The organism is Acidiluteibacter sp. (assembly GCF_055129545.1).
Genome location: NZ_JBSRUB010000035.1, coordinates 125,967 through 149,529, shown reverse-complemented (window position 1 = coordinate 149,529; position 23,563 = coordinate 125,967). Strand labels below are relative to the sequence as shown.

20 protein-coding genes are annotated in these 23,563 nt (G+C 36.6%); 10 read left to right on the top strand and 10 right to left on the bottom strand.

Features of this window, described 5'->3' with window-relative positions:
• Positions 1-57: 57 nt before the first annotated feature.
• Complete coding sequence (locus ACTB0X_RS17100) at positions 58-1,149, bottom strand: M20/M25/M40 family metallo-hydrolase (protein ID WP_463026260.1); 1,092 nt, start codon at positions 1,147-1,149, stop codon at positions 58-60.
• 111 nt (positions 1,150-1,260) lie between these two features.
• Here ACTB0X_RS17100 and ACTB0X_RS17095 point away from each other — a divergent pair, with 111 nt between their 5' ends.
• Positions 1,261-1,857, top strand: a complete 597-nt coding sequence (locus ACTB0X_RS17095) for a hypothetical protein (RefSeq protein ID WP_463026259.1) — start codon at positions 1,261-1,263, stop codon at positions 1,855-1,857.
• Positions 1,858-1,877: 20 nt separating this feature from the next.
• Positions 1,878-2,918, top strand: coding sequence for a hypothetical protein (locus tag ACTB0X_RS17090; protein WP_463026258.1), 1,041 nt, complete (start codon positions 1,878-1,880; stop codon positions 2,916-2,918).
• Between the two features lie 182 nt (positions 2,919-3,100).
• On the opposite strand, the gene ACTB0X_RS17085 is transcribed toward ACTB0X_RS17090, so the two are convergent.
• The 4 genes from ACTB0X_RS17085 to ACTB0X_RS17070 are packed head-to-tail and all read right to left on the bottom strand — an operon-like array spanning position 3,101 to position 6,756.
• Positions 3,101-4,618 (bottom strand): OstA-like protein, encoded by a 1,518-nt coding sequence (locus tag ACTB0X_RS17085; RefSeq protein WP_463026257.1) that lies wholly within the window; start codon positions 4,616-4,618, stop codon positions 3,101-3,103.
• A gap of 8 nt (positions 4,619-4,626) precedes the next feature.
• Positions 4,627-5,907 carry an adenylosuccinate synthase gene (locus ACTB0X_RS17080; protein ID WP_463026256.1) on the bottom strand — a complete coding sequence of 427 codons (1,281 nt, stop codon included), beginning with the start codon at positions 5,905-5,907 and terminating at the stop codon, positions 4,627-4,629.
• Between the two features lie 9 nt (positions 5,908-5,916).
• Positions 5,917-6,276 (bottom strand): STAS domain-containing protein, encoded by a 360-nt coding sequence (locus tag ACTB0X_RS17075; RefSeq protein ID WP_463026255.1) that lies wholly within the window; start codon positions 6,274-6,276, stop codon positions 5,917-5,919.
• 3 nt (positions 6,277-6,279) lie between these two features.
• On the bottom strand, positions 6,280-6,756 hold the full coding sequence (locus ACTB0X_RS17070; protein WP_463026254.1) for a Fur family transcriptional regulator: 477 nt from the start codon (positions 6,754-6,756) through the stop codon (positions 6,280-6,282).
• A gap of 231 nt (positions 6,757-6,987) precedes the next feature.
• Between ACTB0X_RS17070 and ACTB0X_RS17065 the strand changes: the two genes are divergently transcribed.
• Complete coding sequence (locus tag ACTB0X_RS17065) at positions 6,988-8,262, top strand: T9SS type A sorting domain-containing protein (RefSeq protein ID WP_463026253.1); 1,275 nt, start codon at positions 6,988-6,990, stop codon at positions 8,260-8,262.
• Between the two features lie 52 nt (positions 8,263-8,314).
• Here ACTB0X_RS17065 and ACTB0X_RS17060 read toward each other — a convergent pair whose 3' ends face one another.
• Positions 8,315-10,516, bottom strand: a complete 2,202-nt coding sequence (locus ACTB0X_RS17060) for a RelA/SpoT family protein (protein WP_463026252.1) — start codon at positions 10,514-10,516, stop codon at positions 8,315-8,317.
• Positions 10,517-10,665: 149 nt separating this feature from the next.
• Here ACTB0X_RS17060 and ACTB0X_RS17055 point away from each other — a divergent pair, with 149 nt between their 5' ends.
• The 3 genes from ACTB0X_RS17055 to ACTB0X_RS17045 are packed head-to-tail and all read left to right on the top strand — an operon-like array spanning position 10,666 to position 14,433.
• Positions 10,666-12,033 (top strand): methylmalonyl-CoA mutase family protein, encoded by a 1,368-nt coding sequence (locus tag ACTB0X_RS17055; RefSeq protein ID WP_463026251.1) that lies wholly within the window; start codon positions 10,666-10,668, stop codon positions 12,031-12,033.
• A 5-nt stretch (positions 12,034-12,038) separates the two neighbouring features.
• Positions 12,039-14,180, top strand: coding sequence for a methylmalonyl-CoA mutase (scpA, locus tag ACTB0X_RS17050; RefSeq protein ID WP_463026250.1), 2,142 nt, complete (start codon positions 12,039-12,041; stop codon positions 14,178-14,180).
• A 4-nt stretch (positions 14,181-14,184) separates the two neighbouring features.
• The gene (locus tag ACTB0X_RS17045) at positions 14,185-14,433 is read left to right on the top strand and encodes a hypothetical protein (protein ID WP_463026248.1); all 249 of its coding nucleotides are present in this window, start codon (positions 14,185-14,187) and stop codon (positions 14,431-14,433) included.
• 4 nt (positions 14,434-14,437) lie between these two features.
• Here the strand turns inward: ACTB0X_RS17045 and ACTB0X_RS17040 are convergent, their stop codons facing one another.
• From ACTB0X_RS17040 to ACTB0X_RS17030, 3 genes are all read right to left on the bottom strand, one after another.
• Positions 14,438-15,949 (bottom strand): histidine kinase dimerization/phosphoacceptor domain -containing protein, encoded by a 1,512-nt coding sequence (locus ACTB0X_RS17040; RefSeq protein ID WP_463026247.1) that lies wholly within the window; start codon positions 15,947-15,949, stop codon positions 14,438-14,440.
• Between the two features lie 79 nt (positions 15,950-16,028).
• Complete coding sequence (locus tag ACTB0X_RS17035) at positions 16,029-16,943, bottom strand: septum formation inhibitor Maf (protein WP_463026246.1); 915 nt, start codon at positions 16,941-16,943, stop codon at positions 16,029-16,031.
• Positions 16,944-17,024: 81 nt separating this feature from the next.
• Positions 17,025-18,038 carry an SRPBCC family protein gene (locus ACTB0X_RS17030; RefSeq protein ID WP_463026245.1) on the bottom strand — a complete coding sequence of 338 codons (1,014 nt, stop codon included), beginning with the start codon at positions 18,036-18,038 and terminating at the stop codon, positions 17,025-17,027.
• 240 nt (positions 18,039-18,278) lie between these two features.
• Here ACTB0X_RS17030 and ACTB0X_RS17025 point away from each other — a divergent pair, with 240 nt between their 5' ends.
• From ACTB0X_RS17025 to ACTB0X_RS17010, 4 genes are read left to right on the top strand one after another with little or no spacing between them, the layout of a single operon-like run.
• Positions 18,279-19,280 (top strand): peptidoglycan DD-metalloendopeptidase family protein, encoded by a 1,002-nt coding sequence (locus tag ACTB0X_RS17025; protein WP_463026244.1) that lies wholly within the window; start codon positions 18,279-18,281, stop codon positions 19,278-19,280.
• A 3-nt stretch (positions 19,281-19,283) separates the two neighbouring features.
• Positions 19,284-19,619 (top strand): hypothetical protein, encoded by a 336-nt coding sequence (locus ACTB0X_RS17020; RefSeq protein WP_463026243.1) that lies wholly within the window; start codon positions 19,284-19,286, stop codon positions 19,617-19,619.
• 40 nt (positions 19,620-19,659) lie between these two features.
• The gene (locus ACTB0X_RS17015) at positions 19,660-20,391 is read left to right on the top strand and encodes a porin family protein (RefSeq protein ID WP_463026242.1); all 732 of its coding nucleotides are present in this window, start codon (positions 19,660-19,662) and stop codon (positions 20,389-20,391) included.
• 8 nt (positions 20,392-20,399) lie between these two features.
• Positions 20,400-21,659, top strand: coding sequence for a mechanosensitive ion channel family protein (locus ACTB0X_RS17010; protein WP_463026241.1), 1,260 nt, complete (start codon positions 20,400-20,402; stop codon positions 21,657-21,659).
• A 3-nt stretch (positions 21,660-21,662) separates the two neighbouring features.
• On the opposite strand, the gene ACTB0X_RS17005 is transcribed toward ACTB0X_RS17010, so the two are convergent.
• Complete coding sequence (locus ACTB0X_RS17005; RefSeq protein WP_463026240.1) at positions 21,663-23,495, bottom strand: T9SS type A sorting domain-containing protein; 1,833 nt, start codon at positions 23,493-23,495, stop codon at positions 21,663-21,665.
• Positions 23,496-23,563 lie beyond the last annotated feature (68 nt).

Sequence of the window (23,563 nt, the reverse complement as noted above, 5' to 3'; positions counted from 1 at the left end):
ATAAACGCTTTAAGAGAAAAATAAAAAGGGTGGTTTCAATTAGAAACCACCCTTTTTTTATTGGATATAATTGAAATTTTGATTTTCTTCAATGTTAAGTAATGTTTGATAAATCAATTCGATGACATTCAACACATCGTCTTGGTGAACCATTTCTACAGTAGTATGCATGTATCGCAATGGCAATGAGATTAGTGCCGAAGCAATTCCACCATTCGCATATGCGAAGGCGTCAGTGTCGGTTCCTGTGGCACGAGAAGCCGCCAATCGCTGGAATGGGATTTTATTGTCGTTGGCTGTTTTAATAATTTGCTTCAATAAGTTATTCTGCACTGCAGGAGCATAGGTCAAAACAGGGCCTTTTCCTGCATGAAAGTCACCTTGCTCTATTTTATTGATTAGTGGCGTTTGTGTGTCGTGGCAAACATCTGTAATAATAGCTACGTTGGGTTTAATTCGCTGCACAATCATTTCTGCACCTCTCAAACCTATTTCTTCTTGCACACTGTTGGTGATGTATAATCCAAATGGCAACTTCTTTTTGTCTGCTTTTAGCTTTTTGGCTACTTCAGCAATCATAAACCCACCAATTCGATTGTCCAATGCACGTCCTACAAAGTAGTTTTTGTTCAATACCATGAATTCATCTTCATAGGTAATCACACAACCTACATGCACTCCCAAAGCTTCTACTTCTTCCTTGGTGTTGCAACCGCAATCCAAGAAAATGTTGTTCAATTTTGGCGTGTCTTCTTTTTCATATCCTGATCTGGTGTGAATGGCAGGCCATCCAAATAATGCTTTTACAATACCATTGTCTGTATGAATGTTTACTCGTTTTGACGGAGCTATGATGTGGTCGGATCCACCGTTTCTTCTCACGTATATAAAACCTTTTTCGTTGATGTAGTGCACAAACCAACTGATTTCATCGGCGTGAGCTTCTATCACTACTTTGTATTCTGCTTCTGGATTAATAACGCCAACTGCTGTTCCGTAGGTATCCACAAAAGTTTCGTCTACGTATGGTTTGATGTATTCTAACCATAATTTTTGTCCTTCTGATTCGAACCCAGTTGGTGATGGGTTGTTGATGTATTGTTCTAAAAAGTCAAGTGATTTTTTATCTACTTTATTTATTTTGGTCATAGTAAGAGTTAAATTTGTTTAGCCTTCAAATATACAAGATTAATATTTTATAATTTGAAGGTATGCCATTGTAAAAGAATAGATTTGTATTCAATAATGTAATATAAGCTCATGGGATTTCTCGATAAATTGCTTCAAACTGTTTTGCCTGCTGACCAATCTGTCAATGATGGGTCTAGCGTATTGGTAAAACGTACCTTAAAGCGTTCTGAGAAGTATGTGAATGATTGGGAGGAATGGAAAAGTCAGCAGAGTTATAATTTTAGTATTCGTGCGCTTAAAGAAGAATGGGAGACCAGAAGTGAGATAGCTGCAATAGAAACGAGTTTTTTTTATTACAATAGCCCTCATTCCAATGGTTTCGTTTACTATTTCGATAACGGAACAAATAATGAGGAAGCCTCTTTTTTGTTGGAATTATTCAAATTTCGCATCAAGGAGTTGGACTACGCCATCAATCATTCGGAAGAAGAAGTGAAAGAAGAAAAAGATCATGTGGTAACAAAGGAGTCTTATTACCTAAAGCCAAAATTGAAGTACAGAAAACAACCGCCATTTCAACAACTTTATGGCACTATTCGCATAGAGTTTACTTCACGAGATGGACGACCTTATTATCTAAAATTAATGGCCAATTATTTTTCTGATCGATCTTATCAAGAACCATTCACCTTTGAAGAGTTGGCTGAACAATTATTCGTATTTTGAGGTCTTGCCAAAAATAATGTATGAATACCATTTCTAAAAAGAAGTTTTTTTTTCCGATTCGCGAAGAGTTAAGGGGTTATTTATCTGAATATAGCCGAGAAGTAAAATTGCCCATTCAGTACAAAGATTTATTGCATTTTGAATCCAGTATGCCTGTCTATGACAAGGAAGGGCGAGATACGTTGTGGGAAACAGTCATGTTTTCTCAATCTGACATGGATGAGATCAATGAAAATTTGACAAAGATTTATTCGTTGTTGAAAACAGAAGGAGACCTTGAAGTAACCGAACATTTGTACACCAATCGCATTGACTATTGCCCGTTTGGAAACTCCAAGCCATTCCGGATTCGGATCACCAATCGATACAACGACAACTACGATTATTTTTATGTGAAACGTGCAGATGCATCGAGAATCTATGGATTGGAGCTGGAGCACATTTTGTCACCAAATCGAATTAATTATGTGGTGGATGGGGATACCATTATTGAAGAGCACATTGCCGGAATTCCTGGAGATGTGTTTATTAACAACTGGTTGAACGATGCCGAATTGAATGAGATTCGATTGGCAAAGGAATTCGTAAAATTTAATGAACGAACATTTGTGCGCCTCTTAGGGGATATGCGTTCATATAACTATGTGGTGGATATGACGCCTGATTTTGACGACATTCAATATCGAATCAGAGCCATCGATTTTGATCAGCAAACCTATGAAGGAATGCGAACCATGTATTTGCCTCAATTCTTTAAGGACAACAATTCTATAGTGGACTTTGTGGTTCGTTACATCAATCCAGAAACTATTCGGCAATACCAATTGGAAGAGCGAGCCATGATTGCGAATCGAATCAAAGTATCACGCTATCGATTAAAGGATTTACTGGACATTATGGAAATTGATGAAATTTCCACGGAAGAAAAAGTAAAACAACTGAGAGAAGAATTGGCAGTTCACTTTAACGACGATGATTTTTTGCAGTGCGAAAACATGGGGAAAATATTGAGGCACCGACTGTATATCTTGTTGTATAACAATCGAGATATTTTAGCTTAGTAAGGTCTCACTGTAATGTTGGACCAACTGACGGGTTCTCCTAATTTTTTTTCTCTTAATGGTGTTTGGGTTTTTCTGGCTCAAGAAATATGATAATCACCCTGTACGGGTGATACATTATTAGTTGGAAGATAAAAGAAATACCGACCCTGAAGGCGGTCGAACAATCATAGGAACTTCTTCTACCTTAATCTTCCCCTTTTCCAAATAAAGACATCACTCATTTTTAATGGGCGGAATTCCGTTTTCCAATTGAAGCCACCGAGTAACAATTCATCAGGTTTTAATTCATTCAATGGATAAAGTGTGGCATCTGGATCGTTCATGAAGGTGATTGATTCTATTTCATTTTCTTTCAGACCAATCAATAAATCAGAGCTTTCAGCTCGGTTAACCCCAATGAATTTTTTCTGCTCATCTTGACCGTAATAAATGGTTTGCCCATTTCCTTCAATGAGCACTTTTTTTAATTTGTTGTCCAAAAAATTTCCGGTCAATTGCTTGCCTTTGATTTGATTGAAACGTGTTGAGTCTACTTCTGATGAAATAAAGGCGTCTTGAGGAATAAATAATTGATCAATTTTCCCATCCTTCATGTTGATTTTTATAATACTTCCTGTAATTTGATTTTGCTCCGACCATAGAATCGGCTGGTAATACATTTTTAGTGTGCTGTCTGTAAATGCATACGCCAGTGAATCACAACTTCCTTGCAAGTCTTTTTTGAATAAATTGACTTGGTAAAAAGCTTGCATCACTCGTTTGCCATCTTTGTTTGGATAAACTCGGAATAACTTGGCGTGCATAAACAAGGTGTCTTCGTCAAAAGGTTGAACCAGAAGGGCTTTTTTAGTGACTTCGGCACTGTCTTTTTGCTCGTAAAACTTGGCCAATCCACCTTTTACAGTAATATTGTTTGAGGTATCAATAATGCTAATGCGACCTCTGGCCTCGCCGTATCCTTTTGTTCGATCATAAGTGAGGGTGTCACCCATTAATTTTTGCTTAGACGAAATTAAATAGGCGTTTTTAAAGAATTTCGACTTTTCATTCACCGTATTGTAGTACCCGTTTTCGCAATAAATGTAGTTGTCTTTACTGATGATTTCAGTAGGTCCAAAAAAGTAGACTTCCTCAGTGGTTGTCCAGTATTTCATGGTATCCGACTTCATCGTATAATTTTCATTTTTAAGGACTACGCTGTCTTTAAAGAAGAAAATATCTTGATCAATGTAATAGTATCCTTTTCTACTGTATAGCCTATTGTTGTCAGTTTTACTAGTGATATTGGCTCCATTTAGATAATATGCAATTCCTGTTGACCGATCCAGAATCAGTTTATCTGTTGTCAATGAAATGTCAGGACGATTTAAAACTACATTTTGTCGAACATCAGCTATTTTAGTATTTCCATCATATTTTAGGTATTTGCCAGTCAAAGACAAGGTGTCGCCTTGCTTGATTTTTACATTTCCAAATGCTTCCATTTGGTTGGTCAACTTATACACATAGGCACTGTCGCAAAACATCAGCGCATCTTGGTGCTTCAGTTTTACATTGCCCACCAATTTCTGAACATCGCGATTGCTTTTTTCAGAATAGATGAAATCATCCGCATTCAGAATCTGGATTTTCTCCTTTTTCTGAGCGAAGGTTATTATTGAAATGAAACTAAATAAGACAGCAAAAATGGTCTTCATAAATTCGATTATGCAGTAGCTGCTTCTCTCATCAAAGTTTGATTTCGATCAGGTCCCACAGATACAATGGTGATTGGTGTTTCCAATTCTCGTTCCAAATATTCAATGTAGTCGTTTAAAGCTGCAGGAATCTCATTGATAGACGCCAAGCCAGTCAAGTCTTCTGTCCATCCTTTCAATTCTTTGTAGATTGGTGAGATTGCTTCATCCAACACATCGTAAGGTAAAAAGTCGATTTGTTTACCTTTGTAGTTGTAATGTGTACACACTTTAATGGTTTTGAAATTACTCAAAACATCCGCTTTGGTCATAATCAATTGAGTGACTCCATTGATCATAATCGCATATTTTAATGCAGGGATATCAATCCATCCACATCTTCTTGGGCGACCAGTAGTGGCACCAAATTCATGACCTACTTTTCTTAATTCTTCACCAGTCTCGTCAAACAATTCAGTTGGGAATGGTCCGCTTCCTACTCTTGTGCAATAGGCTTTAAAAATACCATAAACCTCACCAATGTTATTCGGTGCAATCCCCAAACCAGTACAAGCGCCTGCGGTAATGGTGTTTGAAGAAGTAACAAACGGATAAGAACCGAAATCAATGTCCAATAATGTTCCTTGTGCGCCTTCTGCTAAAATAGTTTGGTTGTTTTTTGAAGCGTTATTGATGAAATGTTCACTATCAATTAGCGTCAACGACTTTAATAAGTCGATGCCTTTGAACCAAGCTACTTCCATTTCAGTCACGTCATATTCGTAGTTTGATTTACTCAATAAGTCGTGGTGTTTTGCTTTCAAGGCTTCGTATTTTTCCATGAATTGAGGTGATTCAATATCTCCAACTCTCAATCCATTTCGGCCTGTTTTATCCATGTATGTTGGTCCGATTCCTTTTAAGGTAGAACCAATTTTTTCTTTTCCTTTTGCTTGCTCAGAAGCTGCATCCAACATCCGGTGAGTAGGCAAAATCAAGTGCGCCTTTCTAGAAATTTGAAGCGACTTTTTTACATCAACTCCCATTTCTACCAACGCATCAATTTCTTTCTTGAAAATGACTGGATCGATCACAACACCGTTTCCAACTACATTTGCTTTGTCTTTGTGAAAAATTCCAGAAGGAATGGTGTGCAACACATGTTTGATTCCATCAAATTCTAGCGTATGTCCAGCATTTGGCCCACCTTGAAAACGTGCAATCACGTTGTATTTTGGGGTTAATACATCTACTACTTTTCCTTTTCCTTCGTCGCCCCATTGTAGGCCTAATAATACGTCTACTTTCATTGTTGTAATTTATGCAGTCTGTTCTTTTATAGCTTGCAGTGCTTCTGCTTCCGTTTTGTAAAGCGAAAACACTGTATTTAATTTTGTAAGGATAATTAATTTTTCAATTCGGTCGTTCACTCCAAAAATAACGGCTTCACCACTGTTATTTCTAGCCTTCGTCAATAAAGCGATTAAGCTATTTAGCCCACTGCTGTTCATGTAATTGAGTTCGCTCAAATTGATGAGGTAATTGTTTCTACCTTCCATCAGCAATTGATCTACTGCAATCATTAAGTCTTGGGTCTGCGATTTTTCAAGGATGTCACCTTTTAAATCAATGCGCAGCATGGAATCTTCAATGGGTTGTATGTGGAATGAAAAATTCAATGATTAGTCTTTTTTTAGCGCTTTGGCTTCTTCAACAGCACTGCATGAACTGCAAATGCCATAAAGGTTCAATGAATGGTGGAGAATTTTAAAATCTAAAATTTCGCCCACTGTCGATTTAATGTTTTGAATTCTAGGGTCACAAAATTCAATCACTTTATTGCATCTGGTGCACACCAAGTGGTCGTGTTGTTTGAACTCATAAGAGCGTTCAAATTGTGCAATGTTGTTTCCGAATTGGTGTTTTCTCACCAAGTTGCAAGCCAATAACAATTCAATCGTGTTGTACAAAGTAGCTCGACTCACTCTATACTTCTTGTTCTTCATGGAAATGTACAACGACTCTATGTCAAAGTGGCCTTTCTGCGTGTATATTTCATTCAGAATGGCAAAACGTTCGGGTGTTTTCCGATGGCCATTCTTCTCTAAATAAGCAGCAAAGATTTGATTTACTTTTTCTATTGTCTCTTCCGTGGCCATAGTTTCGGCTTGCAATTTTAAGGAATCAAAGATACGGTTTATATTAGGATGGGAAAACTGATTTTTGAACAGTTTGTTAACGAAAATTGGTAATCAACGATAATTCTATTTTTCAGTTATAAAAAAATAAAACAACTTTTATAAATGATTAATTTCTAAATAACTGAAATTGTTTTTTTCATATATTTTTATAATTTTACTGGCTAATGAGTTATTCTCAAAATTAGATTTATGAAAAAGTTATTTATCATCTACTTCATTGGGTTATTTATGAACCCATTTTTATATGCACAAGTCCAAATAAAAAGTTATACCGTTGAAAAGTTTGATGGTACTCAATATGTCAAACAAGATTCAATCGACTATTTATGGACGACTAATCAAGATGATAAAAGTTTGCTAAATATATTTACTGGTCAAAGAAATCCATTGAGCGATCCATACCTCAATAATTTTAATGAAAAAAATACTTTCACATGGAGCATTCAAAATAGTGTTTATTTACCTAAAACGAAAATTGTACAAATACTAAATACACTTGGACAAGTCGAGAAGCAAATAACACAAGGTTTAGTTGCCGGAAGTTTAGTGAATGAATCAAAGGGGGTGTATTTGTATGATCAATTAGGGAATATTAAAGAGGAGCGATATGAATCATGGGTTGATTCGGCATGGAAATCTGTACGCAAAAATATTAGAATATATTCTAACAATCAACTGGATACTCTGATTCTCGAAACTTTACAATCAGATAATACATGGAAAAAACTTTTTTCTACTTCTTTTAAATATACTAATTCAAGACTTTCTGAAAAGGTTAAGAAATTTGTGCAGAGTCTTAATCCTCAAGGATCAAATTACCAAAAAACCATTTATACTTATGACAATTTTACTAATTCAACCTCTGAACTGGGTCAGGATTGGATAAATAATAATTGGGAATATAGTTATCGTTTAACGAATTACTATAATTCTAACAATCAAGTTGACTCTATTATCCAAGAAGTAACATGGCAAAGTTTACAACGAAAATCCTTCAAGTATAACTCTAACGGAATTAGTGAAGTGATCAGTTCGATTTATTTTGGGCCTCAAAGAGGTTATTATCATTTTTACAGAGTTTTATTTAGTTATGACTCGAAAGGTATCCTTGAATCAGCTATTGAAGAGTCTATTGATACCTCTGGCTGGAAAGTGAAGGTGGGCAATTTGAAATACAATTACAATTATCAAAAAAGAGTGGGTCTAGCGGAAAATTCTACTTTAGTTGACTTTAAAATATTTCCTAACCCAACTTCAGATCAAATTACGATTTCAACCAAAGGTAATCGCATTAATCAAATCCGAATCGTCGATTTATCGGGAAGAGTGGTTTTTGAAAATCAATCGACTTTAAATTCGAATGAAGTAACAATTCCAGTGTATCATCTAGGTAATGGAACTTATATTCTAACTGTTACCTCAAATGGGCAACAGAAAAGTGAGAAGATAGTGGTGAATCATTAAGACCTTTAAAGATAAAGTAAAGCCCATGTTAAGTATTCAGCATGGGCTATTTTTATGCCGTATCTATCCTAGAAATATTAATCACACCATTTACATTTTTCAGCTTTTTAATCAGGTCGGTTAAGTGGCGAGTGTCATGCACAAATACCATAATGGTTCCTTCAAAAATACCATCGTTACTGTCAAAACTAATGGAACGCATGTTTACGTTTAGCTCCATAGAAATGAGCTTGGTGATGTTGTTTACAATACCTACATCATCAATTCCGGTTACTTTAATTCCGGCTAAGAAAGCAATTTGTTCTTGACTCGTCCACCTTGCTTTTACTACTCTGTAAGCGTAATTGCTCAATAGCTGCACTGCATTCGGGCAATTGGTTTTGTGTATTTTGATGCCATCGCTAATGGTAATAAATCCAAACACTTCATCACCAGGAATCGGATTGCAACATGGAGAAATTTTATAATCAAAATGCTCCATGTCTTCACCGATGACCAGCATTTCGTCAGCTTGTCCTTTAGATCGAAGCGCTTCTTCAAACTGCTTGCTGGTGTTTATTTTTTGTTCAGGTTTGTTCCAGACCAATTTGCTTCCTTCGTAGCTCACTTCATCCAGTTTGCCCAACTTCACTTTGTTGATTGCTATTTTATAATACAGCTCCAATGGAGAGGGCAATCGATAAAAACTGAGTAAATCTTTTATAATGTCATTGGTAAATGGAATTTTTAGCTTCTTTAATTTTTTCTCTAAAGTTGCTTTTCCGTCTACAGCTATTCGTTTTTTATCTTCTTTAAGCGCCGATCGAATCTTCGATTTAGCTTTACCAGTAATCACATAATCCAGCCAGCTTTCATTTGGTTTTTGCTTCCGAGAAGTAATAATTTCCACTTGGTCTCCACTGCTTAAGACGTAGCTTAATGGAACTAGTTTGGTGTTCACTTTTGCTCCAATGCATCGCTCTCCTACTTGTGAGTGAATCTCAAAGGCAAAATCTAAGGCGGTAGCTCGCATTGGTAAACTCTTTACATCCCCTTGAGGAGTAAAGACGAAAATTTCTTCGGCAAATAAATTGAGTTTAAAATCATCCAAAAAGTCAATCGCATTGCTTTCTGGGTTTTCGAGTAGTTCTCTGATTTTATTGATCCATGTGTCAAAGTTAGATTCTTCGCCACCTTCTTTGTATTTCCAATGCGCTGCATAACCTTTTTCAGCGATTTCGTCCATCCGTTGAGATCGAATTTGAACTTCTACCCATTTTCCCGTCGGACTCATTACGGTCGTGTGCAACGATTCGTATCCATTGGCTCTTGGTGTAGAAATCCAGTCTCTCAGTCGGTCTGGACTTGGTTGGTAAAAATCAGTGACAATGGAATAAATGTTCCAGCAGTCTGCTTTTTCTTTTTCTGGACTTGAATCTACAATGATTCGTATGGCAAAGATGTCGTAGATTTCTTCAAAAGAAACGTGCTTGTTTTTGATTTTATCATAAATTGAAAAGACTGATTTTGTACGTGCTTTTATCTCAAAATTGATTCCTTGCTCTTTTAATGCTTTTTGAATCGGCAATGAAAATTGGTTCACAAATCGAGTTCGAACCGCTTTTGTCTTTTTTAATTTACTAGTGATTTCATCATAAACTTCCGGCTCTGTGTATTTCAGAGACAAGTCTTCTAATTCAGATTTTATGCTGTATAATCCCAATCGGTGAGCCAAAGGCGCAAATAAATACAAAGTCTCCGAGGCAATTTTAAGTTGCTTATCCCTGCGCATCGACTCTAAAGTTCGCATATTGTGCAGTCGATCAGCCAGCTTGATCAAGATAACACGAACATCATCTGAAAGCGTCAGTAATATTTTTCTAAAGTTCTCGGCTTGCATCGACACGTTGTGGTCAACCACACCAGAGATTTTTGTCAATCCATCGATGATTTTTTCAGCTTTCGGGCCAAACATTCGTTTCACATCGGCCAAAGTCATGTCTGTGTCCTCAACCGTGTCGTGCAGCAATGCGCAAACGATGGAAGTAGAGCCCAACCCAATCTCTTCTGCGACTATCCGAGCCACCTCAATGGGATGATAGATATAAGGCTCGCCAGTTTTTCGGCGCATGTCCTTATGTGCTTCTAATGCCGTGTCAAACGCCTTCCTAATCAGCTTCTTGTCTTTGTTGTCTTTTGGCTTACTGACCTTCAAGAGGTGTTTGTAACGTTTTAGAATCTCTTTTTTCTCTGCCTCGAGTTCGATTGGAATCATAAATTGGATCAATAAATATACAAGCCCTAAATTACAAAACGTAGGTCAATAGAAGAATGTAGAATGAAATAAAAATGAGATTCGAAGCAATTAAATAGTGTTTTCTTATTCGAAATGATAAATTTGTAGAAAGCATTAAACGCAGGTTTATGAATCAACAAGAGTTAGATATTTCTAAAGACTTTTCTGCTATTTCAGATGAGCAGTGGCGAGACATAGTAATCAAAGATTTAAAAGGAAAGGATTTTTCAGAAACCTTGGAGTGGAAGGCGAATGAAAAGTTGACTTTTCAGCCGTATTATCGCAATTCTGATTTTAATAAAATCACAAATCCTGAACGATTTCGAGTATTGTCAAAAGACTGGGTGATCCAACAAAATTTTGGAGCTGCCACTGTTACCAATGCAAAAATTTTGGATGCCCTAGAAAAAGGAGCAGAAGGGATTGGGTTAGAAGTTGCCCCACAAACTGACTTGAGTGCTTTGTTAAAAGGGGTGTACGTTGATGCAATTTCGTTGCATTTAACCGGCGATATTTCTAAAGATACCTTGAATCATTTAGATAAACTCATAGCCGAAAAAGAGATTGAAAAATCTTCCATTCATGGGATGATCGCTTTTGCTCCACTGACAACTGCGATAGGAAAAGGAATAAATCAGTCGTTAGATGAATTGTCTAAAGCGATTCAATCACATGGAAATGATTATTCCAACCTAAAAATGATTCACATTGATGCTCGGATTGTAAAGAATTCAGGTGGAAATGAGATCCAAGAAGTTGGGTTTGCATTAGCGCAAGCCAATGAATACATCGACCAATTGGCAGCAGCCGGAATCGAAGCCTCCACCGCAATCAATAAAATGGCATTTTCCTTTTCCTACGGGACTTCCTATTTTATGGAGATTGCGAAAACTCGAGCTTTTCGATTTTTGTTCCAAAGCTTGGTTCAGCAATATAAAGTTTCAGCCGAACCAACCATTTATGCAGAAACAGCAGCTATCGTTTATTCTAAAAAAGACCCTTATACCAATTTGTTGCGTGGCACCACAGCAGCAATGTCTGCAGTAATTGGAGGATGTAATAATTTAGTGGTTTTGCCACACAATATCGGTTTGGAACAAACGTCCGATTTTGCCGATAGAATTGCTAGAAATGTGCAAATAGTGGTGAAAGAAGAAGCACATTTGGCGAAAGTAAAAGATGCCGGTGCAGGGTCCTATTACATTGAAAAAATGAGTGACGACTTAGCAAAAGAAGCGTGGAGTTTCTTTCAAGAAATTGAAAATACAGGTGGATATGTATCTGCGATTCAATCAGAATTTATTCAAAATGCAGTTGCTAAAAGTCGGAAAACCACTCAAGATGCATTGGCAAATGAATCAGAAATCAGAATAGGAATCAATAAATTTCAACCGGCAGATCAAAGTGAGTTGAATGAATTGCCAGTAAAAGAAATAGTAGGGAAGGAATTCAAGGCGATGAACGCAATTAGATGGTCAACACCTTTTGAAAAATAGAAAGTATGAAAGTTAAGATTACAGATATTTCTTATGATCAGCTGGTGAATAATTATCAGCAGAAAGAGGATAAAGTAGACGGAAAAAATTGGGAAACACTTGAGAAAATTTCAGTGAAGCCAGTTTATTCTGCTAAAGATATAGTGACATTAAAGCACTTGGATTATGCAGCCGGAATTGCGCCTTATATGCGTGGGCCTTATTCCACCATGTATGTGATGCGACCTTGGACAGTTCGGCAATATGCTGGATTTTCTACCGCAGAAGAATCAAATGCATTTTACAGAAGAAATCTAGCGGCTGGTCAAAAAGGCTTGTCGGTAGCATTTGATTTGGCGACCCACCGAGGATACGATTCTGATCACGAAAGAGTGGTTGGAGATGTTGGAAAAGCCGGAGTGGCGATTGACAGTGTAGAAGACATGAAAATTTTATTCGATGGAATTCCATTGGATAAAATGTCGGTTTCCATGACAATGAATGGCGCAGTTTTACCGATTCTGGCTTTTTACATTGTAGCAGCAGAGGAGCAAGGCGTAACTTTAGATCAATTGTCTGGTACGATTCAGAATGATATTCTAAAGGAATTTATGGTACGGAACACCTACATCTATCCGCCACAGCCATCCATGAAAATTATCGCAGATATTTTTGAGTATACCGCTCAGAAAATGCCAAAGTTTAACTCCATTAGTATTTCTGGTTACCACATGCAAGAAGCAGGAGCAACTGCAGACATTGAGTTGGCGTATACCTTAGCAGATGGGTTGGAATACTTGAGAGCAGGGATTAAAGCTGGAATGGACATCGACTCTTTCGCACCACGGCTGTCATTTTTCTGGGCCATTGGGATGAACCATTTTATGGAAATTGCCAAAATGAGAGCTGGTAGAATGTTGTGGGCAAAAATGGTGAAAGAGTTTAAGCCAAAAAGCACCAAGTCGATGGCTTTACGAACTCACTGTCAAACTTCAGGTTGGAGTTTAACCGAACAAGATCCATTTAATAACGTGGCTAGAACGTGTATCGAAGCCATGGCAGCAGCATTGGGTGGAACTCAATCTTTGCATACCAATGCATTGGATGAAGCCATCGCATTGCCAACTGATTTTTCTGCCCGAATAGCACGAAATACACAGTTGTTTATACAGGAAGAAACAGACATTACAAGAAGTGTAGATCCTTGGGCGGGTTCCTATTATGTAGAGAAATTGACTGATGATTTGATGAATCGTGCGTGGGAGTTAATTCTCGAAGTAGAAGAGTTGGGTGGTATGGCAAAAGCCATTGAAGAAGGGCTGCCAAAGCAACGAATAGAAGAAGCAGCGGCAAAGCGTCAAGCTAGAATAGATGCAGGAAAAGAAATTATAGTTGGTGTCAATAAATATCCGCCAAGTCAGGAGGAGCCGATTGAAATTTTAGACATTGACAATACCAAGGTTCGTTTGGGACAAATCGCTGGATTGAATAAATTGAAAGCGGAACGAAACGAGGAGGAAGTAAAAGGCAAATTGGCGAAATTGACAGCTGTTGCCAAGTCAGGTCAAGGAAACTTATTGGAGTTTGCAGTGGATGCAGCTCGATCTAGAGCTACCTTGGGAGAGATTTCAACTGCGTTAGAAGAAATCTTTGGACGATATAAAGCCAAAATAAGTTCAATTTCAGGAGTATATTCTATGGAAGCTATGGGAGATAAAGATTTTGAAAAAGCGCAGCAGTTGGCTGATCAATTTGCTGCAATGCAAGGCCGTCGTCCACGGATTATGGTGGCCAAAATGGGGCAAGATGGACACGACAGAGGAGCTAAGGTAATTGCGACTTCTTTTGCAGATATGGGGTTTGATGTAGACATTGGTCCATTGTTCCAAACGCCTGCTGAAGCTGCGAGGCAAGCAGTAGAAAACGATGTTCATTTATTAGGAATTTCTTCATTGGCTGCAGGTCACAAAACGTTGGTTCCTCAAGTGATGGATGAATTGAAAAAGTTGGGCCGAGAAGATATTTTAGTGATCGTTGGTGGTGTAATTCCACAACAAGACTATGACTTCTTGTGGGAAAAAGGAGTAGCAGGAATATTTGGTCCTGGTACAAAATTGCCAATAGCGGCACAAGAAATTCTAAACATTTTAATAGAAATTAATTCTTAAGAATATGAAATATTTATCGATTGCTTTGTTAGTAATAGCTTTAGGCTTTGCAGGATATTCCTTTTATCAAAAAAGTCAGGTTGATGAATTGAAGATGGAAATTGATGGTCGTCAGCAAGAAATTATTGACTTGAGTGGACGAATTGCATCGTATGAAACACAGCTAGATACTTTGCAAATGAAAAATGAGGAGTTAAAAAGAACCATCTTAAAATTGGCCAACGATTTGAGCAGAGAGAATCCTGGCAAATAAGAATTTAGGTTAAAGGAAAACTTAATTGGTATCCTGACCATTCGTCGTGATTCATTTGTTCAATTTTGCCACTTAATTGTTCACTAAAGGTTTGGATGAGAAGGATTCCTGTAGATTCTCCATAAGTGGCGAAAATATTCAATGGAAGACCAATCCCATCTTCCATATATTTAAGGACTACATCATGATTGATTATTTGTAAATAAATTTTGATGATTCCCGTTTGATGACTTGGAAATCCATGTTTAATGGAATTGATAATCATTTCATTGACAATTACCCCTAAAGAAACGGTTTGCTTTATGTTGAGGTTTATTTCTTCAATAGTCAAGTCTAATTTAATATCTCCGGCCACGCTGTTGATTAAATTTTTAGCTAATGTTGGGATGTATACATTCATCTCACTTTGAAAAGAATTCGATTCATTTAATTGATCGTAAGCAGTAGCCAATGTTCCTATTCTATTGTTTACATCTGTGATGGCTTTCTTAACTTCTGGATTTTCTACATTTTGATAAATAATCCGATTCAAACTACTAATCATTTGAAAATGGTTTTTTATTCGATGATGAATCTCCAAGATAATCGCCGATTTTTCATTTAGTTGGGACTTTATACTTTGGTTTTTTTTGAATAGTGTTTTGTTGGTGTTGTAGATTCTCAAAATTAGAGAAGTAGAAAACGCAGCAAAAGTTCCAATTAAAAAAGAGAACAATAAGAAGAAAATATTAAGTGATAAGTCGCTAAATAATAAAGGTTTTGTGTTTTTTATTCCAACTTGTAGTTTCCATTTGTCGTTTGGTAATTCAATAGGAATTTCAACATACTTATGCTGAAGAATAGATGAATCTCCATAGAAGTATCCATTTCTGCTCAAACTTTGACTCACTGAAATTAATGCGATGTCAATATTTTCTGAATCATATTCACTTACTTTTTCGAATAAATTGTTTAGATCCACGACTATTGCTGCATATCCCCAAAGTTTATTTGTGTCTCTGTTCATGGAGTCAGCAATAATTATGGGGTGTCGATAAACCAACCCCATTTTACCTTGAAGTAATATCCTTGGTCCAATAATTAGTGGAGTTCTGTTTTTTCTCGAAGAATCAGTTAGTCTTCTATCATTCAATAATGAGTTGATATTTACGCCAACTGTTTTCTCATTTCCTATTTCTGGATAATTGAATTTTATGATGCTGTCCTTCACCAATTGGATAGAAAGTAATCCATTTGTAGAGATTTGGTAAATTCCTTTAGCGAATTCATAGAATGACTCTTGATTAATGTTGGGATTAATCTCAACATAATTGGCCATTACTTTTGATAAATAAAATTTATCTTTAACTGAACCTTCAATAATTGATTTTATACTGAACGCTTTATTCTTTAGTTCTTCTTTCAGCACTAAATCTTCATGATCTTTCTTGTTCTTGAGGTAAAATAAAGAGGTCGTTCCGATAATTAACGTCGTCACAACACCAGAAAGTATGGGCAGTAATATGTGCTTTTTCAATAGCATATGAAGGTTTGAGTATAAAGCGCATTCAAGTTAACTCATTTAATCCTGAAAACAAAATAAAGTCAATGAGGCATTATTTTAAATGCAGTAGCTTTCTCATTTGTTCGTCTTCATTTTTATTTTTACTCCAATAGGCAGACAGGATAGTAGTGTCCAGTACTGCAATCGAAGTCATCATTTTTCTATTTTCTCCATAACCACTTGGATAAGATTCCTCCCAGCCCAATATTTTATTTGGAAATGCTTTCTCAAAATTAATGTTGATTTTACGATCAATCGATTGATAAATAATTTGTAACGTCAAGACTTCAGTTTTTTCAGACTCCGTTAAATTTATAATTGCAGTTTGAGGTTGAACGGCTGTATGGGATAATCGCAACCATTGGGTGGAAGGCAGTAAGTCAACTTCTCCTCTTGGGATAGATGTATAATCTAGTCGAATGCGATTAAATAATTCGTCCTCTAAAAGAACATTTTCTAGCTGCCCTGCTTCATCGGCTTCATTCATGAAGTAAGAGTGACCAGTAAATTCGAAGTTTTGTTTTCGTTTATTCAATTGTAAATAAGTATGCCCACACCATTCTTGTGATGAGGTAGATACTTTTAATGTAGAAGGGTATTCATTTGAATTGATTGGAGTAAAAATTGAACTCATCAAAGAGTAGTCATAAATCCCGGTAGTAAATTTTTTGATGAAATTGGTTTTTAAAACGGTGGTTGATTTACTATTATCGGCACTTTCATTTTTTACCTGTTTTTTTGGTAAAAAATCTTCTGTTACGAAAATCAATACTACATCGCCATTTCGTTCTTCCCCATACCTAGCTTGCGATAGTTGATAATGTTTAAGCTCTGCAACACCTGCATACCAATAGCTCGAAAAGTCTGGATGACGTTCTGCAGTTTTAGTAGTTTCCTTTATTGAATTTGGTTGGCTAGTGCAGGCAGAAATAAAGCAACCAACAATGAGAACTAGTTTGAATTTCATGCTTTTTTATGATAAAATTAGGCATAAAAAAACGCCCAATTATTAATATAAAAGGGCGTTATTCTATTTTCTATGTACATATTATTCAATTGGGTAATAGATCTCAGTTTCCCATTTAGAAGTGTCTGCTTCCATTGCCGGATCTGTGATATAAATCTCATAAGGAGGTCCAGTCATTTCTATTTTTGCTGCTGTAAGGTAGGAGTTCATCGTTTCGTGCATTTCACCTGTTTTGTCATAATCGCCAAAAAAGACTCCTTTCAATGTTTTTTCTGCCTTCTTTTCTTTTAGCTTTATTCTTCCATCTTCGGATAGGTTTCCTTCAAAAGGAATAGCTGCTTCTAGTATCACTTTTTCAGGACTGTAGTAATGGTAATAAGCTAATTGAGAGCCACTTTGGTTCATTCCCGCAATAGTGGCGTAGATCAATATATCTTTATACAAATCAACTAATTTGTCCTCTACACCATTCGCATCAGTAGAATCCAATATGGTCAATATCATTTGAGCCTCCACATCGGTTATTGAAACATTCTCTGGAAGTGCTATTGTTTTTGGTTTACTTTCTACCACTTCTTTTAGTTGATTCAATCCTATGATATAGGCATCGTGAATCATGTCTTCAATAAAAAGATAGCTAATTAAACGCATGTGAAAAGGCATTTCACTGCCTTCAAACGTCCATTTGACAATTGTCTTTTCATCACTTTCTGGAGTCAGGTACCAAGCTGAATAGTCATTTGACTCATAGTCGCCAAACTCCATTTTGGTTTTAATGTAACTGTAGGCTTCAAGTTCGGTAATCGTTTGTTTTCCATTGCCCACTTTTTCATGAGTGCTTTCCCAACGGTTGAAGGATCCGATCTTCCCCATGGAGTCTGAGTAGAAATTTTTCATTTCAGGATCCAATTGGTGCCACATTGACCAATTGGACCAATTCCTAAAATCAATTATTTCATTGTAAACCATTTCTTGAGGTGCATTTATTGCAATGGACTCTTCTACTTGTAGAGAGCTCGGAGTGAAGAAGGTGGCAATTGCAAGTAAGCCGATGAAAATTAGTAGGATGCTTAGTATTCTTTTTAGTATTTTCATTGTGTTTGGGTTATTGTTTAGCTAAGGTAGCACATCAAAATTGATAATTATAATTTGATTGGGTGTTTCATAAACTCAAAAATATCAGCGATAATTTTTTAGTCTCAAATGAATTTTAACAGTTAAAAGTCAATTTTTTGCTCATCTTTAATTAGATTAGCAGGTTGTAAATAATACCTACTATTTTTATTTAACCCCAATTTATATCATTAGACTCTTGTTTTGAATAAGTTGATTGATTTGAATAAAATATATTTTAATTTTTTCCTTCTTGTAGGCTTAGTCATTTCGATTAATTCTGCAAAAGCATCTAATACTTCTGAAAGTGATACGGTTAAGGCATTAGTCTTTAATAGTAGTTCATCTATAGCTGCTTCAGTTAAGGATCTTTCAGGAAGCCAATTGATCAGTTTGATCGATTCCTTATTAGATCAAAAAGAGTTGCCCGAAGAATTGTTGCGACAGTTGGTTGAGGTGGTTGGTGAAATTGCATTGGAAGAGGAAGAAGTTCCAATTACTTTGAGCGGATTTTATGACGATTCAGAATATCCGTCTAATTCATTTTATGGCGATTGGGATAATTTCAAAATGCACCCATTGATTCCAACTGATAATGAGAAGCTAACACTCATTCTTCAAGATACTTTTAATAACTGTTCGTTTTATCCACCACTTAAAGGGTTAATTACCTCCAATTATGGTTGGAGAGATGGACGAAGTCATCATGGAATCGACATAGATTTACAAGTATGGGATCCGGTTCACGCCGCATTTGATGGAATGGTAAGGATTTCCAGAAATCATCCGTCATATGGTAGAGTAGTGGTGGTGAGGCATTACAATGGATTAGAAACGTTGTACGCCCATTTGCACAGATTGAAAGTAAAAGCAGGAGATGTAGTAGAGGCAGGACAAGTTGTTGGTCTTGGTGGTAGTTCAGGTCGTTCTACAGGTAGTCATTTACATTTTGAAGTACGTTTTAGAGGACGACCATTGAATCCAAGAACATTAATTGAATTCAATCACAATCGTTTGGTGAGCGACTCCATTGTTTTAGTAACCAATCGATGGGGGAATTATACTTGCTACCCTGCAGGAATAAATTATTATACGGTTCAAAAGGGCGATTTTTTGGTTAAAATTGCATCTCAGTATGGTACCAGTGTTCAGCGTTTATGTGAGCTAAATGGGATCAATCGGAAATCTACTTTAAGAATTGGTAAGAAATTGAGAATCGACTAACTAATGACCCTAACTTACATCAATTTTGAGGATCATCCGACCAATAGGAACAAGATGGTTTTTCATTTTAAGGAAGCAGAGCATGCGGCCTATTTCCAAAACTTGTTAAACGAGAACAAAATTAAACATGAACGTCAAGTAGACGAAGAAGGAGATGGACGTGTCTATTTCGGTGTAATGAAAAGTGATTTTAAAGTGGCAAAGCGATTGAACTATCTGACTTATGGTCATTTTAGAGAACCATTTATTACAGTTCCTTTTTTTAAGTATCTATTGTTGCTTGTTACCATCACTGCTGTGACCTTGGCAATTTATGGCGCTATAAAAGGGAGCTTATAACGTACTTTATTTGGTATTATTAATCTTAATTTTGTCGTCCATGAGAATAAAAATTGCTCTTGCTTTTTTCTTGTTATCTACTGTAACAAGTGTCTTCGCTCAAAAAGATGTCACCACCTTTGGAATTCAGTTGAAACCAATTATTCCGATGAGTATTATTGGGTTTAATGAAGAAACAATTGATGCCAATAATGTAGACTTTAATCTTTCATCAAAACCTGGTTTTAGTTTTGGGATGGTAGCCCGCAGGGGGTTTACTAAAATGTTCTCCGTAGAAGCTGGTATCAACTATACCAAACGGAATTATGACTTAGTGATTACCGACGGAAACTTTGAAGGGAAATCAGACTTCTCCTTTCTCTCTTATGACATTCCTTTATTGGCACTTATTTATATCCAATTGGGTGAAAAGGCTTTTCTGAATACGGCCTTTGGAGCATCTATTGATTTTTACCCATCCGATTTAGAAACTTCTGATGACTACTTTCGACATTCTACTTACCGCAAAGAATGGATAGTTCCCAGTTTATTAGCAAATGTTGGTTTTGAGTACCGAACCTATAAAAGTGGTTATTTCTATATCGGAGCATCCTACCATCGGCCATTCAGTAACATTTCCCAAACTGATGTGGGATACTACCGAAACCAGAATAGCAATAATGCGCTAAATTATGATGCCTTTGCCGATTTTAATTTAGATGGAAGTTACCTAACACTTGACCTAAGATATTTCTTTCACGAGGATCCAGAGAGAAAAACCAAAAGAAAATAAACCAAATTATGATTGAAGAAAGTACCCGCTATTTTATCGAGAAATTTATTAGCCTAGGGGTTTCTGAAACTGCTGCAGGTTACCTAAATTATGCCCTTCTAGGATTATTTTTAATAATTGTTTGTTTAATTGCAGATCGATTTTCCCGATTGACATTGGTTAGAATTGTTAGCGCTCTTGCCGCAAAAAGTAAAACACATTGGGATGATATTCTAGTGGAGAAAAAATTCTTTTATGCAGTTGCGCATTTGGCTCCTGTTTTATTAATCGAAATATTGGTGCCCATAGTATTTAATGGACTTCCCACTTTTGTCGATTATGTCATCCGATTGAATGATATTTATTTGATTGTAGTGGTGCTCATAATGGTCAATCGTTTTTTACTAGCGGCACAACTGATTCTTTCTGAATTCGAATTGTTTAGGGATAAGCCACTGGAAAGTTATTTTCAATTGTCTAAAATTATTCTAGGCATCATCGCTACTGTGTTGATATTGTCTGTTTTAGTAAGTAAATCTCCGATTTACTTCTTGAGTGCTGCAGGTGCTATGACAGCAGTTTTATTATTTGTTTTTAAGGATACCATACTTGGTTTTATTGCTTCGATTCAATTGTCTGTGAACGATATGATTCGAGTAGGAGATTGGGTTCAAATGGATAAATATGGAGCCGATGGAGATGTAATGGAAATTAACTTGACTACCGTAAAGGTTAGAAACTGGGACAAAACAATTAGTACCGTTCCTACCTATTCCTTTATTTCTGATTCCTTTAAAAATTGGAGAGGGATGCAAGAAACTGGTGCAAGAAGAATAGCAAGATCCATTTATATTAATATTAGCTCGGTTAAGTTTTCAACTCCAGAAATGATTGAGCGATTTAAAAATATCCACATCATTAATAAGTATATTCAAGATAAAGAGATAGAGCTTAAGGCATACAACAAGGAACATTCAGTAGATACTACACATGTTTCTAATGGAAGACGGATGACTAATCTGGGTACATTTAGAGCTTACGCTGAAAAGTATTTAGAACGTCATCCAAAAGTGGATAAAAGCTTAACAATTATGGTGAGACAGCTAGAGCCGAATGAGAAAGGTGTTCCTGTTCAGATTTATTGTTTTTGCAACGATATCGCTTGGGAAAATTATGAATCTGTTCAATCGGATATCATGGATCATTTGCTTTCTGTGGTTCCTCAGTTTGATTTGCAGGTTTTCCAAAATCCATCTGGTTCTGACTTTAGAAAATTACAGGCAGAATAGAACCTAGTGCGCTATTAAAACTTTCGTGACCAATATTTCGTTGGATTGACGATCAACACTCTTTATAAAGTAAATCCCTTCTTTAAGGTGTGAAGTATTAATAATCACTTCGTCATTTGTAGATGTTTGAGGTAGTTCTATTGATCGGCCTAAAACGTCCATGATTGTGATGTCATTTTCGTTTTGATTAGCAATCGTAATTGAATGGTCAGCAGGGTTTGGAAATAGCTTAATTTTATTCGATGGCGTTTTCTCAATATGAATGATATTGGAGTAGTCAAAACTGCCATTAAAATCGACTTGCTTTAAGCGGTAATAGTTCTCTCTATAGTTTGGCGATTGATCTTTGAAAAGGTAACTCGTTCTTTCAGTAGAATTTCCCTTGCCTGAAACTTGTCCAATCTCATTCCAACTTTCTCCATTGGCACTTCTTTCTATTGAAAAGTAATCGTTGTTGATTTCAGTCGCAGTTGCCCAACGAAGTATGTTATTTATTCCATTATTGGTTCCAGAAAAGTTGAGCCAGGTAACAGGCAGTGGCGTGTTTGTCTCATCGATCGTACCCAAAGTAAACCTTACACTGTCGCGAACTCCTGTAACTCCTAAAAATTCGAATTGATTAATTCCTAAGCTTATCGCACCAGAAATAGGAGTCTCGTCTGCAAAAGATCCATCATTATCACTATCAATGAGTAATCTTAAATGGGAGGCTGTTGCTGGGGTTCCATTACTTAAATCCCACCGTAAGTCTACTGTTCCAACATCCACAGAGGCACCAGAAGTATTCCGCTCGCTGACTCTCCATACTCTATTCATTCTTGCTTCTAAGCCGCCTGAAATATCTGCATAGTTTTTTCCCGTTGCGTTGTTGTGCCCCCATAACATGAATTCACCATTGTTTAAATCGGTCGGATTTAGGAATCGAGGTTCTGAACTGCCTTGGGCATCATTGTGAATATTGGAAGCATCCACACGACCTATCCCTGCCACCTCATGGTCATAATTGCCATTGGCCACTTCATCATTTCTGTAGACATCATTCGCACTTAAAGCAATGTTATATTGAGCTGATAAATAGTTATTAATTATTATTCGTTGAGCAGAATTGACAGCAAAATTGTACTGTACAATTTCAGCGTAATCAGCTCCTAAGTAGGAACTATAGTCTTTGTTTAATGCACCAATAGTAACGGGTTGATTGCTGTTGCCTATTGCAGCAGAAGCTTCGGTAGCAGTTGTATTTAAACTTTCCTCTATATAAATTCTGACTCTGCTTGCAGCTGCGCTTGTACCATCATATCGCAGACTTAATAAATAATTAGTGGCACTAGTAAAAGTTGTTGCAGTAGAAAAGCGATTATTTTGAGTTTCAATATCGGCATATAAATTTCTCCCAGTATGAAAAAACCAAGTGTAAGAATAGTTGGCCGAGGTATTAAAATCTCTACGCTTTCCTACAATTCCTCGAGGTGTTCCATCAATGTTATTTCCTCGTAAAACAGCAAAGTAGGTTAGGCCGCTAGAATTGTCTAAAATATCAGCGTCAGCAATTTGCATCTGATCGTTGGATCCATCTAAGCGAATAATGGGCTGCCCATTTATTGAACTGGTAGAAAAATAAAGTGGTTGTTGAGAAGCAATTAGTTGAATAGCATCATTGTTATTTCCAGAGGTGTCCTTCCAAACGGATACTGGATCACCACTTGTTCCATAATAATTACTCGCTTTTAGCCAGAGTCCATTATTAGTTGAATTGCCAACTCCTCCAGGCCCAAATTGACAAAGGGCAAAAAAAGGAGTGCCTAAAGCGAAGATAATAAGAAATAGTAACCTCATTAATTGTAGTGTAGTTAACCAAAAGTAACCATATCATTTAATTTTTGAAATTTAATTTAAAAGAAGGT

Coding starts and splice junctions, on each gene's coding strand:
- ACTB0X_RS17065 (WP_463026253.1), top strand. CDS start 6,988: ATGAAAAAGTTATTTATCATCTACTTCATTGGGTTATTTATGAACCCA.
- ACTB0X_RS17005 (WP_463026240.1), bottom strand. CDS start 23,495: ATGAGGTTACTATTTCTTATTATCTTCGCTTTAGGCACTCCTTTTTTT.
- ACTB0X_RS17015 (WP_463026242.1), top strand. CDS start 19,660: ATGAGAATAAAAATTGCTCTTGCTTTTTTCTTGTTATCTACTGTAACA.
- ACTB0X_RS17045 (WP_463026248.1), top strand. CDS start 14,185: ATGAAATATTTATCGATTGCTTTGTTAGTAATAGCTTTAGGCTTTGCA.
- ACTB0X_RS17085 (WP_463026257.1), bottom strand. CDS start 4,618: ATGAAGACCATTTTTGCTGTCTTATTTAGTTTCATTTCAATAATAACC.
- ACTB0X_RS17020 (WP_463026243.1), top strand. CDS start 19,284: ATGACCCTAACTTACATCAATTTTGAGGATCATCCGACCAATAGGAAC.
- ACTB0X_RS17095 (WP_463026259.1), top strand. CDS start 1,261: ATGGGATTTCTCGATAAATTGCTTCAAACTGTTTTGCCTGCTGACCAA.
- ACTB0X_RS17090 (WP_463026258.1), top strand. CDS start 1,878: ATGAATACCATTTCTAAAAAGAAGTTTTTTTTTCCGATTCGCGAAGAG.
- ACTB0X_RS17100 (WP_463026260.1), bottom strand. CDS start 1,149: ATGACCAAAATAAATAAAGTAGATAAAAAATCACTTGACTTTTTAGAA.
- ACTB0X_RS17035 (WP_463026246.1), bottom strand. CDS start 16,943: ATGAAATTCAAACTAGTTCTCATTGTTGGTTGCTTTATTTCTGCCTGC.
- ACTB0X_RS17030 (WP_463026245.1), bottom strand. CDS start 18,038: ATGAAAATACTAAAAAGAATACTAAGCATCCTACTAATTTTCATCGGC.
- ACTB0X_RS17010 (WP_463026241.1), top strand. CDS start 20,400: ATGATTGAAGAAAGTACCCGCTATTTTATCGAGAAATTTATTAGCCTA.
- ACTB0X_RS17060 (WP_463026252.1), bottom strand. CDS start 10,516: ATGATTCCAATCGAACTCGAGGCAGAGAAAAAAGAGATTCTAAAACGT.
- ACTB0X_RS17070 (WP_463026254.1), bottom strand. CDS start 6,756: ATGGCCACGGAAGAGACAATAGAAAAAGTAAATCAAATCTTTGCTGCT.
- ACTB0X_RS17055 (WP_463026251.1), top strand. CDS start 10,666: ATGAATCAACAAGAGTTAGATATTTCTAAAGACTTTTCTGCTATTTCA.
- ACTB0X_RS17080 (WP_463026256.1), bottom strand. CDS start 5,907: ATGAAAGTAGACGTATTATTAGGCCTACAATGGGGCGACGAAGGAAAA.
- scpA (WP_463026250.1), top strand. CDS start 12,039: ATGAAAGTTAAGATTACAGATATTTCTTATGATCAGCTGGTGAATAAT.